The 12611-nt window shown below is 44.1% G+C and carries 13 protein-coding genes; 11 read left to right on the top strand and 2 right to left on the bottom strand.

Going from position 1 to position 12611, the window contains the following annotated elements; genetic code table 11:
- Window positions 1-124 precede the first annotated feature (124 nt).
- Window positions 125-1579 carry a hypothetical protein gene (locus tag GX654_20945; GenBank protein ID NLD39331.1) on the top strand — a complete coding sequence of 485 codons (1455 nt, stop codon included), beginning with the start codon at window positions 125-127 and terminating at the stop codon, window positions 1577-1579.
- 10 nt (window positions 1580-1589) lie between these two features.
- Here GX654_20945 and GX654_20950 read toward each other — a convergent pair whose 3' ends face one another.
- A complete protein-coding gene (locus GX654_20950) occupies window positions 1590-1784 on the bottom strand; it encodes a hypothetical protein (protein NLD39332.1) in 195 nt (64 codons plus the stop codon).
- A gap of 137 nt (window positions 1785-1921) precedes the next feature.
- Here GX654_20950 and GX654_20955 point away from each other — a divergent pair, with 137 nt between their 5' ends.
- Window positions 1922-2995 carry a branched-chain amino acid aminotransferase gene (locus GX654_20955; protein NLD39333.1) on the top strand — a complete coding sequence of 358 codons (1074 nt, stop codon included), beginning with the start codon at window positions 1922-1924 and terminating at the stop codon, window positions 2993-2995.
- Between the two features lie 7 nt (window positions 2996-3002).
- Here GX654_20955 and GX654_20960 read toward each other — a convergent pair whose 3' ends face one another.
- Window positions 3003-4751, bottom strand: coding sequence for a hypothetical protein (locus GX654_20960; protein ID NLD39334.1), 1749 nt, complete (start codon window positions 4749-4751; stop codon window positions 3003-3005).
- 411 nt (window positions 4752-5162) lie between these two features.
- Here GX654_20960 and GX654_20965 point away from each other — a divergent pair, with 411 nt between their 5' ends.
- From GX654_20965 to GX654_21005, 9 genes are all read left to right on the top strand, one after another.
- The gene (locus GX654_20965) at window positions 5163-5375 is read left to right on the top strand and encodes a hypothetical protein (GenBank protein NLD39335.1); all 213 of its coding nucleotides are present in this window, start codon (window positions 5163-5165) and stop codon (window positions 5373-5375) included.
- A gap of 150 nt (window positions 5376-5525) precedes the next feature.
- A complete protein-coding gene (locus GX654_20970) occupies window positions 5526-6149 on the top strand; it encodes a hypothetical protein (protein ID NLD39336.1) in 624 nt (207 codons plus the stop codon).
- A gap of 516 nt (window positions 6150-6665) precedes the next feature.
- Entirely contained in the window at window positions 6666-7286 is a 621-nt protein-coding gene (locus tag GX654_20975) for a hypothetical protein (GenBank protein NLD39337.1), read from the top strand.
- A 131-nt stretch (window positions 7287-7417) separates the two neighbouring features.
- Complete coding sequence (locus GX654_20980) at window positions 7418-8347, top strand: alpha/beta hydrolase (protein ID NLD39338.1); 930 nt, start codon at window positions 7418-7420, stop codon at window positions 8345-8347.
- A 29-nt stretch (window positions 8348-8376) separates the two neighbouring features.
- Complete coding sequence (locus GX654_20985) at window positions 8377-9006, top strand: class I SAM-dependent methyltransferase (GenBank protein ID NLD39339.1); 630 nt, start codon at window positions 8377-8379, stop codon at window positions 9004-9006.
- A gap of 45 nt (window positions 9007-9051) precedes the next feature.
- Complete coding sequence (locus GX654_20990) at window positions 9052-10002, top strand: alpha/beta hydrolase (protein NLD39340.1); 951 nt, start codon at window positions 9052-9054, stop codon at window positions 10000-10002.
- A 151-nt stretch (window positions 10003-10153) separates the two neighbouring features.
- Window positions 10154-10786 (top strand): DUF4386 family protein, encoded by a 633-nt coding sequence (locus GX654_20995; GenBank protein NLD39341.1) that lies wholly within the window; start codon window positions 10154-10156, stop codon window positions 10784-10786.
- Between the two features lie 174 nt (window positions 10787-10960).
- Window positions 10961-11422: a hypothetical protein gene (locus GX654_21000; protein NLD39342.1), complete on the top strand. Its 462-nt coding sequence runs from the start codon at window positions 10961-10963 to the stop codon at window positions 11420-11422.
- A 114-nt stretch (window positions 11423-11536) separates the two neighbouring features.
- Window positions 11537-12592 (top strand): alpha/beta hydrolase, encoded by a 1056-nt coding sequence (locus tag GX654_21005; GenBank protein ID NLD39343.1) that lies wholly within the window; start codon window positions 11537-11539, stop codon window positions 12590-12592.
- The last annotated feature ends 19 nt before the right edge of the window (window positions 12593-12611 follow it).

Genomic DNA, 12611 nt, shown 5'->3' on the forward strand with positions numbered 1-12611 from the left:
GACCTGAAAAAATTATTTTGTAAACTATTATTTACTGATATTATGCCAGTGAATCTGCAAATACAATAAATTTATCAGGATTCTGGGCAGTTAGCCTTGAAAACAGGAAGATACAATGGGGGATATGGAAGAAAAACGGAAAGAGATTATAGCGGAATTCCTTTCATCATGGTTTATAGGGAGAGGCTTTCTTTCATCAGACACCTATAAACGCACCATGTGGTCAGTAGATGAGCGGTTGAGCGCCTGTGATGCGGCCTACCACCTTACCATGAGAAAGGGTCTACCCGAACCAGGCGCAGAAGGCCGCCTGATCATGGCAGGCCATGAATGGCTCTTAAGACAATGGTTTTTAAAACCATTAAAGAAAAGAGACATTGAAATTGCAATGGAATGGTATTCAAAATATTCATGCGTTAAGGCATTTCCCAATGGACTGTTTGAGGCGTTGATGAATAGCGTTATTGGCGAAGAGGTATTTTTACCTATAGATATCTGGGGTTTTCCCGGAGGCCAGACCTTTCTGGCCGGTGTCCCATGCATGAGTTTTGAAGGCCCTGGCGGGATAGTCTCATTCATAGAGCCCCAGATGTGTAGATATTATGGCTCAATAATCCATGCCACAAAGGGCAGGCTCATGTATGAGGCGGCAGGCAAAAGGCATGCTGAGTTCGGTTACAGGGCTGACCCTGATGAAAGAATGGCCATTGCAAAACTCCTTTCAATATTTATAGGTAATGGCGGAAATCCTGTATTTACATCATGTGATGCAGCAGAGTTTATGCTCCCTGAGCTCTTCAGATCAATAGGCACAATTGGTCATGAGTTTTTAAGCGCCTTCCAGTCATTCTCAAAGCCGCTTGAAACAGCGGAACTGGAGGCAATGGAGAGATTTGTAATGGACGCAGGCAGCGCATCGCTTTTATCTGACCTTGTGGATGCAGAGACTGTAGGCATGGAAAATGCCATTACCATCATGAAAAGATTTCCAGAAAATAGCAGGATAGGCATACGCGTTGATTCAGGAGATATTGCAGGGCAGTGTGCAAGATATTACAAAAGGATGCTTAAAGAGGGCATAGAAAACAGGATCATAGTATTTGAGGATGAGGTGACCCCCGAAAAGGTAAAAGAGGTATATACCCTGTTCAAACAGGAGACCGGAGCTGAACCGGATACCATACTCTTCCCGGGTGCAGGGGGTTATTATTACAGGCAGTTCCACCGTGATACCCTATCTGCCGCATTTAAGAGATCCATGACAGGAGAAAACCCCAATATGAAATTCAGCAATTCACCCGGTAAGGAGTCAATCCCCGGCAGAGTTAGGGTATATGAGCAGGGGGATCAGCTTGTTATTGCGGATAAAACTGAAGAGATAGATGGTATACCATTATTTGTTAAGCTTGTTGAAAAAGGAAAAATTATCAACCCAGAGGATATGGATTTTATGGCCCAGACAGCGAGGGCAAACAGGACATGGGGGAGATATAGAGGTTTTACACTGTCACCAAAGATAACCGAATGGAAGGCCCTCTTTAATGAGATGAAACAGAAGGCAATAAAGGGTGTTTCATAAGTACCAACCCTCATACTTTTTCTCTTGCTCTTGCTCTCTTAATATCAATTTTCAAGAGTAAGATCAAGATTCTATCCCCTGCGCCTCTTGTCCCGCCATAGCCGAAAGGCGACGGCGGATGCACCTTGCGCCTTGCACCCTGTGCCTTGCGCCTTTCTGATACATCATCATTGCTCAAGGCTATTAAAAATATGAAAATTAACATTTTTCCGTGCTGGTCGAATAAAACATCCATATTGCCTTTCTATATTCCATGTGCTAATTATCCTTCAGTATCAGGGATATTAGTATTTACAGGCAATCCCCCTTTGGTATAAGGCTGGTATAAGGAGAGTTTTTAAAATGGAAATCACGACACAAAAAGTGGCACCGGATAAACTAAAAAAGAAACCGGAGGATCAATCAAACCTGGCTTTTGGCGATATCTTTACAGACCATATGTTTGTTGTAGATTATAAAACAGGCAAAGGCTGGTACAACCCCCGCATTGTACCATATGGAAATTTCAGCGTTGATCCTGCTGCCATGGCAATACATTATGGTCAGGAGATATTTGAGGGGCTAAAGGCATACAAGGCGGATGACGGCAGCATCTATCTCTTCAGGCCGGAGGAGAACATAAAGAGATTCAACAGTTCGGCTATACGGATTTGCATGCCTGAGCTGGACCGCTCCCTATTCATGGATGCCATTAAAAAGCTCATACTCCTTGAACAGGATTGGATACCTAAAAATCAGGGCACATCCCTTTACATACGGCCTGCAATGTTTGCATCAGAACCGCACCTTGGCGTAAGACCCGCAAAGGAATACATAGCCTTTATAATAGTTTGCCCTGTCGGGGCTTATTACAAGGAAGGGTTAAGCCCCATAAAGATATATGTAGAGGACAAATATGTAAGGGCCTCTGTCGGTGGAATAGGCGAAGCAAAAACAGCCGGAAACTATGCCGCAAGCCTTCTTGCCGCTGAAGAGGCAAAAGCAAAGGGGTTTACACAGGTTCTGTGGCTCGATGCATCACACAGGAAGTACATTGAAGAGGTGGGCACAATGAACATGTTCTTTGTTATTGATAACGAGGTCATAACCGCGCCCCTTGCCGGGAGCGTGCTTCATGGCATCACAAGGGACTCATCCATCCAGCTTGTTAAACGCTGGGGCATGAAGGTTGCTGAAAAGGCCATCTCCATAGACGATGTAATTGCTGCCGCCAGAAATGGAAGGCTTACAGAGGCATTCGGCACAGGAACAGCCGCTGTTATTTCGCCTGTTGGTCAGATCACATACAGGGGCGAAGACCATATTGTTGCAGGTGGCAAAATGGGTCAGTTGTCTCAAAGACTCTATGATGAGATAGTCGCTATACAGTATGGTAAAAAGGATGATCCCTTTGGCTGGAGGGTGAAGGTTAATTAGACCGGGGTTAGGGAATGCCAACCCGCCATACAAGGTCCTGGAAGCGGGCATCCGATCTGATAGGATCAAACCACTCCCAGGCCTTCAGCAGAACCATAAGTCCGTCGCGTTCTTTATAGGATTGTTCAAGGCATTTGATCGCATTATCTGCATCACCGGACCTTGCATAGTTTCTGGCCTGAAAGATCGCCCGTTTATCTTCACAAAGCGGTCGCTTTATCCCATCAACCGGGCTGTCCCCCATAGCTCCTAACTGCACATCAAGAGCCCAGCGGTAATAGCCGGGGTTTCCACCTTCCTTAAGTGCACGGCGCGCCTCTGCTGCTCCGCTATCAGTAAAAAACCCTGCCTTCTCATACTCTGTGATCATTTCCTCGATCCGGCACTGCGCCTCATAAACACGGGCAAGAACGAAATGAGCCCGCTGGTAGCCCGGATCAAGATCAAGTGCCTGGAACGCGTATGCCATTGCCTGCTGGTAATCCCTGATCCACCAGCAGATTTCCTCCGCTACGCTGAGGAATATCAGGTTAACAGGATCAAGGCTGATGACGCTCCGCAGTTCTTCCAGTGTTTTTTCGGATTCCTGTTTTGTTGCTGCCAGGCCCGCTCGATAAATATGAGCCAGGGCATCATTAGGTTCGAAATTCCGTGCACTGTCCAATGCCTGCTCTGCTCGGTCCCAGTCCCAGTCATGGAAAAGACATACCATTGCTTTAACCCCATGTGCCTGGGCGAGCCGCTGGTCCATATTCAAAGCCTGTTCAGCAGACCTTCCCGCCATAGTAAGCAATTGCCGCTGTTTCATAACGCTTAAGTTGTTTCCGGTCGGCAAACCGCCGGTCAGGTAAGCGCTGGCAAGTGATGCGTGTGCTTCAGCAAACAGGGGGTCTCCGGCGACAGCCTGTTCCAGAAAACTGATCCCGCGGCGTACATCCTCCGGTGTGTATTTAGCAAGAAAATACTGACCCTTAAGATAGGCTTCGAGAGCACCGGGATTTACGCGATGCTTCCTTTCAAGCGTCTCAGTTTCCTCCGGAGTAACAACAGCCCGGACCTCCCGGGCAATAGCCTGGGCAATCTCGGAATGCATGGCAAGTACATCTCCAAGATCGCGATCATAGGTTTCAGCCCAGAAATGGTCATCGGTCGACCCATGAACCAACTGAGCACTGACGCGCACCCGCTCCTTTGTGATTAGCACGGTACCCTCTATAATTGCCTCAACTCCAAGTTCACGGGCAATCTGGGGTACCTTCTTATTGGTCTGTTTGTAATTCATCACCGATGTTCGGGAAATCACTTTAAGCATCTGAATCTTCGCAAGGGATGAAATCAACGCCTCTGTCATTCCATCTGCAAAATATTCCAGTTGCGGATCACCTGTGATGTTGGTCAAAGGAAGGACTGCAATGGAGCGGATTTTTTCTTTTGGGATTTCCACCCGTTCGACAGGCGCAACCAGTCGGTAACCCCATCCCCGGACTGACGAAATATACTTTGGGGTCTCATCCAGGTCTCCTAGGGATTTTCTTAAAACCCGCACCCGCTGCGACAGTGTCTCATCATTCACATATTCACCAGGCCAGACAGTCTCAAGAAGTTCCTGGCGACTTACCACATTCGGAGCACGCCTTGCCAGTGCTACCAGAAGTTGGAATGAGCGAGGTGAGAGGGTAATAGTTTCATTCCTGCGGTTCACAGTATTGTTCCCGGTATCGACTGTCAGATCACCAATGAGGTATTGTTCGCCCATAAAGTTCCTACAGTAAGGCTGATTGCTTCCCTGTAAATATCCGGATTTTTCTTGTTATCAGTAAAGCTTCATCGAATCATCATTAAAACATCATGCAAAGGCATGGCAATTATCGCATTATGTTCAGGTAAATCAAGTGTAAATATAAAGCTGATTTTAATGTTGAATCAAACCTTTATATTGAAGGGGAATAAGGAGGCCCTAACTTATGTCACATACCCGAATTTTTGTTATTTTCATTGCCATTATTATTTTTGTAATTGTTTTCGCAAGGATATAACTAATAATCATGAATGATTTTACTTTGACATATAGAAACGAACTTCATATATTTTCCCCTTCCGGGTCAAATCTCTTTTCAACTTATCACTGCTTTACCTTTTTACATATAATGCCGAAGGGGGGATACCTATGCGGGTTTTGGAAATCTTCTTTCTGATTTTGGCTATGGCTGTGATTATCTGGTCTTTAAGGCATAATAAAATGCTGAAGATCATGAATGCCTATGTCCTTGCGTTTTTTAACATGCATCTTAAAGGGATTGATTCACCGCTACTCGATGGGCCTTCATCGGAATATCCTGAAGTGATCCTGAAGACAAAAAGTAATGGGATTCTACAATAGGATGGTGAACAATGCGGTTGATTAAGAAAAATATGAACATTCAACATCGAACGTCCAACTTTGAACATCCAATGAAAAACAAAAAACAATGTATTCTGTGATGCTACTATACGAAATACATATTAACCACACCTTTAAAAAGGAGGCGTTATGAAACTTCAAAAACTTGGTGGGATTGCGATAATTGTTTCTATATTTGTATGGTTTATTGCTGTTTTATTATACAACCGCTTTGGTCTTCCGAGCGATCCTGTTAAGGCGATGGAGGCATATTCGGTAGCCCCGGTTTATCCACATATTCCCCTGTTATTCATCGAGGTCTTATATATTTTATTAATGGCATTTTTCCTGGCTCTTCATGAGCGCATGCACGCCACAGCACCTTATCTCACGCGCATAATGCTGATAGCCATTTCAGCAGCCACTGCTATGGGGTTTATGGAGGTAGTGATCTGGATTACAGGCATGCAATTGATTGTACCTACCCGGGATGTTTCGGCTTACAGAGCTCTCGATGCCATATTCAATGGCTTCTACAACGCAGCCGGTCATGCAGCTATGTGGGCTACGCTTTTCGCCGGATGGGCAATCCTGAAATCAAGAGCGTTTAAGCCTATTCTTGGCTGGCTGAGTATTGCAGCCAGTATTCTGGCGATACTCAAATTTATAATTCCCCAGTTAGGACTGGTATATCCATTTTATATTGCTTATGTAGCCATCATCTGGATGGGAATCGAGATGCTGAGGAAAAAACCAAATATCGACAACCAGTGAACTTGGCGCAGCATAAATGTAGAATGGCCGGATCATGCCTTAACAATTGCTGGACAAATCATTCTTTGAGGAATGTGCAGCTTGACATGGGCTACTTAAGTACACAGAGGGATAAATATAACGACAAATATCCTTGTTAAACCAAGTTCTGTGGTTTTCGTAGAGTCAGGATTTACTCCTGACCATTTTTAGGTGGGGGATAAAACCCAATCCTTCTACTGAACTGCTTAACATGAAGCGCCTTGGCCTGAATACCAGGGCTATGGACTGATGCATGAATTCCAATTGACATAAAATATTGTGCGGCATATAAATTTACCATTCAAGCGGAAATTCCACTCACAACTTTACACAATTCAATATCTATAACCTGCATCGCTTTGAGAGAGACTGAGATGGCATTGGGTTTATTTTTCTGATCCTGACTTTGGTTTTTCATTAAATGATCTTTTGGCATGTAACTGTTAAGAGACTTATCTGCTGGTTAATATATCATTTTTTAATACAGGAGGATTTATGAAACTTCAAAAATTGGGAGGATATGCCGCCATTCTCAGTGTAATGTGCGGCACAGGAATGAACTGGCTTTACTTTATTGAGAATGACTTGATGAACAATCCGATGAAACAATATCTCCTTTTTATTTTGATGATCGTCTGGTCAATTTTTCTTCTGATCACTTTTCTCGTTCTTCATGAACGATGGAAGACCCGTATGCCTGCCCTCATGCTCATAATGCTGATTGCGGGATCTGCCGGGGCAGTTCTTCAGATTACCTGCAGGATAATCTTAATTGGAGCTATCGGATTGTCAAATGAGTACATCCCTGTCTTCGAGCGAATAGTTTCCGGGTTCCACTCTTCGGCAATAGTTGCAATTGCATGGGCAGATCTGTTCATAGGGTGTGCGATTCTGAGATCTCGTGAATTTTCCAGGGTGCTTGGATGGATGTTCATTGTATCCGGTCTCTGGTGGATATCAGGACATTTTATAAAACCTCCTCCACAATCAGAACAAATTCTAAAAGCTCTAGATCATTTGCTATTCGGCGTGTGCATTTTCTGGATCGGAATTGCGATGATTAGGCAAAAGCAGCAGGAACCGGCAGCAACTGCGATTGCGACAGCAGCAGAATAGTATATGGATGTCTCTGATATTAGGGTGAAACAGCTTTGTACGTGAATGCAGTAATATGACTTTTCTGAATTTTAGAAAATACAGATATATGCTTTTTATCTCTTGGGATGTCCAAAATGAGGAGAAATGCAATGCGTAAATATGTAAAATGGATTTTTACAGGCTTATTTACTCTGCTGGTTATCGCCGCAGTTTATCCTTTTGTGGTGGGCGATATGGAAACCCTTGCCCTGGATGATGTTGCACGGGCGTCAATGCCTGATAAATCGTTTGTAAGGCTTTCGGATGGGTATACACACTACGAATGGGCCGGACCGGAAAATGGCCAACCGGTTGTACTGGTATGCGGTGCTTTAACTCCTATGTTTATATGGGATTATGAATTCAAAGCCCTGGCAGATGCAGGATTTCATGTTCTGCGTTATGATCACTTCGGACGCGGTTTATCAGACCGGCCTGATTATAGATCTGACCTCTATGACCGGCAATTACTTGAACTGCTAAATTCACAAAATATAAAAACGCCGGTTGATTTGGTAGGCAGGTCAATGGGCGGAGCCTTAACAATCCGGTTCGCCGATCGTTATCCCGAAAGAGTTCGGAGATTTGCTCTCCTGGCGCCAGCAGGATTCAGGTCTCCTACCCCCTTGAATATAAGGATCGTTCGCTGGCCGTTTGTGGGTGAATGGGCTATGAAGGCGGTCGGAGATCGGACAATACCTTCAGCAGTAGCCGGATGGATACATGAACCTGGAAAGAAACAGGAGTTTCTGCAAAAACTTCAGGAGCAGATGAAGTACAAGGGTTTCAAACAATCATTTCTGGCCACATTAAGGGACATGTCTTTCAACCAATTGAAACCGGATTATGAACGGGTTGGCAGAAGCGGTAAAAAGGGAATCCTTATCTGGGGAACAGAAGATCAAATGGTATCATTTGATCAGCATATTCTAGTACAGGCTGCTATTTCCTCTATTGAATTCCATGCAATCGAAGGCGGAAACCATGATCTGTCACCTGAGAAAATAACACCACTGTTAATTGAATTTCTTAAACGATGATAAAATTTGTTAACGCAGACAGGCACATTATGACGATAAGACATTTTATTGCTTCTCAGTTGCGAAAACCAACCGGATTGTTTGGTTCTGTTCTGCTCAGTCGTTTGATGAATTTTGGTAATCGTGAAATAATAACTTCAACTATCAAACATCTTCAGTTGAATGATCATCACCATGTTTTGGAGGTCGGATTTGGCGGTGGTTCAGGGTTAAGACAAACGATGAATTTCTTAAAAAGTGGCAAGGTAACAGGTATTGATTACTCCATTGAGATGGTAAAATTGGTCAAACGAAATTTCTGGAAACAAATAGAGATGGGAAAAATAGATGTTCGATTTGGGGATGTTTTAAATCTCCAATTTGCTGATGAAACTTTTGATCGTGTGTTTACAGTCAATGCAATATATTTCTGGCCGGATGTTCTTAAAGGATTTTCTGAAATCAGGAGAGTTCTCAAACATGGTGGCCTGGTCGCTGTTTCTCTTCGTTTCGGGGTAAAAATGAAAAGGGCATCTTTACCAAAAGAGATTTTTCAGTTGTTCTCACCAAAAGATGTATCAGAACTTATGAAGGAAGCCGGTTTTAGTGATATCCGAATCAATCATTTCAATCAAAATAAACTGACCGGATATGTAGTTGTTCTGGGAATGCGTTTATAAGGTGATTTAAAACTGAGTATATCAACAGCACGACAGGAGCTATTTATGACAGTTCAAGAAACCACACTGGGTAAGAAGAAAATATTAAAACGCGTTTTTATTGTTATTGCTTGTTCAATTTTCGCCTTAATTCTGATTCTCGCCATCATTGTATACAACTGGACCTTCACAGAACATGGCAGGCTGGACCCAGAGGTTGCTGTTGCTTTAAGGCTGATGCCTGAGCTTCCCGATCCAAACACACTTTCACCGACTGAGGCTGTAAAGCTTTTACGAAAACCCGGAAGTCTCTCACGAAACAAGCCTATTGATATATTTAACGTAGAGGATCGGGAAATCCCCGGTACATTAGGAAATATTCCGATCCGAATTTATCAGCCCATTGACTCTCGCAGCCTCCCGATCCTTATCTGGTATCATGGCGGAGGGTTCACCATGGGGGATCTGGATGGTTCAGATAGTTTCTGCCGGAAGCTGTCAAAACTTTCCGGTGCAGTAGTTGTTTCTGTGGATTATCGTCTGGCTCCGGAATATACCTTTCCTGCTGCTGCAGAGGATGCCTATGCCGCTTTTGCCTGGACGGCACAGAATGCTGAACTGATCTCCGGAAACAGCAGTCGTATCGCAGTCATGGGTGGAAGTGCAGGCGGATGTCTTGCAGCAGTGACTACTTTGATGGCAAGAGACAGGAAAGGACCTTCTATAATTTATCAGGTCCTTTTTTTCCCATCCACGGATCAGAGCGATTCCGACTTTCCTTCCCACACCTTGTACGATAAAGGATATTACCTTACATTCGAATGGCTGAAATTTTTCAGGAGGCAATATATTCCAAATGAACCAGATAGAAAACATCCATATGCATCACCGCTCCTTGCTCCCGATCACCGTGGACTTCCTCCTTCCTTGGTTATAACCGCCGAGTTTGACCCTGTTCGTGATGAAGGAGAAGCCTATGCGGAAAAGCTTAAAAATGCGGTCCAGTGCGTCTTATAAGATATTCCGGAGTGGTTCATGGTTTTATCAGCGTTCCGTTCATTCGTAAGGCAAACCGGGCAATAGAGGAATCTGTGGTAGCCCTCAAAGAAGCATTCAGCAAAAGTATCAGTGAAGAAAAAGAAATGTGAATACTATATCAGGAGGATTTATGAAACTTCAAAAACTGGGTGGGATCGCCGCAATTGCCGGAACATGCCTGTACATACTGTATCGCGTGCTTTATATATTTATTCAGGCGCGCTTTGGTGAGTTAGACGAACCGGCGAAGGTGATAAATGCAGTGGCGGCTGCGCCAGTAAATTTTTATGTGCTCAATCTTGTATACATCTTCGCCAATGTTTCAGGCATTATCTTTTTTTATGCGCTTTATGAACGTTTGAAAGAGAATGCTCCTCATCTTTCGCGAATTATGCTTAGCACCGCATTTGTGGGAACTGCCTTTTATATTGCCGGCTCAATGATATACATAGAGGCCATTAGTATGATCGTTCCGGTAAAGGATGTAACTGCTTATCGGGCGATTGATGCAGCAGTTTCCGGGATGAGCTCTTTTGGTGATCATTCATGGGGGTGGATGTATCTTTTGATAGGATGCGCGGTGCTGAAGACTAAAGCGTTTTCACCGATTCTCGGCTGGCTGTCTGTTATAGTGGGAATCTTGTGGATACCCTGGTTCATCCTCAGCCAGTTTGGGTTTGATATGGTTGGTTTATTCTCTCTTTTGCCTTTTATCATAAGCACAATCTGGTTTGGAATTAGTCTATTTCGGATAAAGGAATAATCTCTTAGCATACCTTTAAATTTGGAGGCACATGACATGTTTGGGAATAATATCATTTATCAAAAAGGTATTTACTTACTTCGTTTTTGCATTTTAATCATTTGCATGGGGATTACAGGGTGTAATACCACTACCAATGAAATTAAAGGATCAGACCTTTCACCCGAAGAAGGTATGATAATCACAGGTTTTACAGGCGAAGCAATATATAATGCCATTCCCCAGCGCGGGGAGATCAGTTGTCAGGGCGGTGCACCTGCTTCGGAAAAACTCATGCCTCCCTGGTGCGAACCTGGTTCCAAAACAATAGTACGCAATCGAGAACTCACAGGAACCCTAAATTCAACAGATCTACGAACAAGTGGCAACGTATCTGTCATCATGAATATGGATCTTGATTCCACCTCATACACAGGGAAAATATGGGGAACCTTTTTTTGGACTGTACCTGACCGGGGCGGCTGGGAAGGCGCATATGAAGGTGAATACAATGGTCAGACCAGCGTAGCCTATCGATACACCGGCCATGGAACCGGAGAGTTTCATAACATGAAGATTGAAGTCTATGCGATCTGGGCTGCGGGAAAAGGTGAAAGGTTAAGCGGACATATCATTGAGCCTGACAGAGGTAGGTGAAAATTTCTTTATGAGAATGCTTCAAGCGCGGGATGGGGTACCGAAATTGTCAAACAGGAAAAGGGTGGCGACTATTTTGCCCGATTGACGATAGGATAAAAGGAGGCATTAATTATGGCAACAAGTAGTGTGAATGATATTAAGAACCCAAAAGGGCGTATTTTAGTATGGTTAAAACGCCTTGGAATAGGTAGTGTGATTTTTATATTTCTGATTCTTCTTGGTGGTTATATTTTTCAGGCTTATACCGACTCCCGCACTGAAAGTCTATATCCACCGCCCGGACAGCTTGTGGATATCGGTGGATACCGCCTGCATTATCAGAGCAGAGGCTCAGGTTCACCTGTTGTGGTGCTGGATAGCGGTTTGGCTGGAGGCGGTTTTGATTGGGCCAATATTCAACCTGAAGTGGCAAAATTCACCCATGTCATCTCATATGATCGGGCCGGTCTCTGGTGGAGCGACAGAGGCCCGAAGGAGCGTACAAGCAGACAGATCGTAAAGGAGCTACATGCTTTGTTAAAACAAGCCGAAATTCCTGGCCCCTATGTTCTTGTGGGAGCCTCATTTGGCGGATATAATGTGCGGTTATTTACAGATGAATACCCTGAACAGGTTGCTGGTTTGGTCCTGGTGGATTCAGTTATTGATCTGTTACAGAATGATAATATTCCGGAATCAATAAGACGCGCAAATAAAAATCTCATTGAACTGGCAGAGGTTGGATATTTTCTTGCTCCTTTCGGGGTGGGTCATCTAATAATGCCTGGATTACTTGGGGATTTGCCTGCAGAGATAAAGGATTTATACCTCGCGCAGAGTTGTAAAACATCCAATTTTCAGACATCATGCGCTGAATGGCTCAATTTAAATATCAGTACATCTCAAATGAAAGGATGCAGGCTCCCGCCCGATATTCCGATTGCAGTTCTCTCAGCATCGAGATCTCCCAATCCCGAGGCTCCGGCTGAAGATCAGTTAATTTATTTAAATATCTTTCATGAAGAACATGCGGCTATAGCTCGCCAGTCCACCAACAGCTACCACTATATAGTACCGGATAGTGGGCATGCGATTGCATTCGAGAAACCTGACGCGGTCATTGATTCGATCCGCAGAGTGGTCGAGGCAGTCAGAACCAAGACTAAACTGATGCCCCCGAATCGATAAACTAAATAGGAGATGAACT

The sequence above is a fragment of the Desulfatiglans sp. genome (assembly GCA_012513605.1).
Classification (GTDB): Bacteria; Desulfobacterota; DSM-4660; order Desulfatiglandales; family HGW-15; genus JAAZBV01.

What these genes read in the sequence shown, in the direction of transcription:
- GX654_20945 (NLD39331.1), top strand. Translation starts at nt 125, where the DNA reads ATGGAAGAAAAACGGAAAGAGATTATAGCGGAATTCCTTTCATCATGG.
- GX654_20950 (NLD39332.1), bottom strand. Translation starts at nt 1,784, where the DNA reads ATGTTAATTTTCATATTTTTAATAGCCTTGAGCAATGATGATGTATCA.
- GX654_20955 (NLD39333.1), top strand. Translation starts at nt 1,922, where the DNA reads ATGGAAATCACGACACAAAAAGTGGCACCGGATAAACTAAAAAAGAAA.
- GX654_20960 (NLD39334.1), bottom strand. Translation starts at nt 4,751, where the DNA reads ATGGGCGAACAATACCTCATTGGTGATCTGACAGTCGATACCGGGAAC.
- GX654_20965 (NLD39335.1), top strand. Translation starts at nt 5,163, where the DNA reads ATGCGGGTTTTGGAAATCTTCTTTCTGATTTTGGCTATGGCTGTGATT.
- GX654_20970 (NLD39336.1), top strand. Translation starts at nt 5,526, where the DNA reads ATGAAACTTCAAAAACTTGGTGGGATTGCGATAATTGTTTCTATATTT.
- GX654_20975 (NLD39337.1), top strand. Translation starts at nt 6,666, where the DNA reads ATGAAACTTCAAAAATTGGGAGGATATGCCGCCATTCTCAGTGTAATG.
- GX654_20980 (NLD39338.1), top strand. Translation starts at nt 7,418, where the DNA reads ATGCGTAAATATGTAAAATGGATTTTTACAGGCTTATTTACTCTGCTG.
- GX654_20985 (NLD39339.1), top strand. Translation starts at nt 8,377, where the DNA reads ATGACGATAAGACATTTTATTGCTTCTCAGTTGCGAAAACCAACCGGA.
- GX654_20990 (NLD39340.1), top strand. Translation starts at nt 9,052, where the DNA reads ATGACAGTTCAAGAAACCACACTGGGTAAGAAGAAAATATTAAAACGC.
- GX654_20995 (NLD39341.1), top strand. Translation starts at nt 10,154, where the DNA reads ATGAAACTTCAAAAACTGGGTGGGATCGCCGCAATTGCCGGAACATGC.
- GX654_21000 (NLD39342.1), top strand. Translation starts at nt 10,961, where the DNA reads ATGATAATCACAGGTTTTACAGGCGAAGCAATATATAATGCCATTCCC.
- GX654_21005 (NLD39343.1), top strand. Translation starts at nt 11,537, where the DNA reads ATGGCAACAAGTAGTGTGAATGATATTAAGAACCCAAAAGGGCGTATT.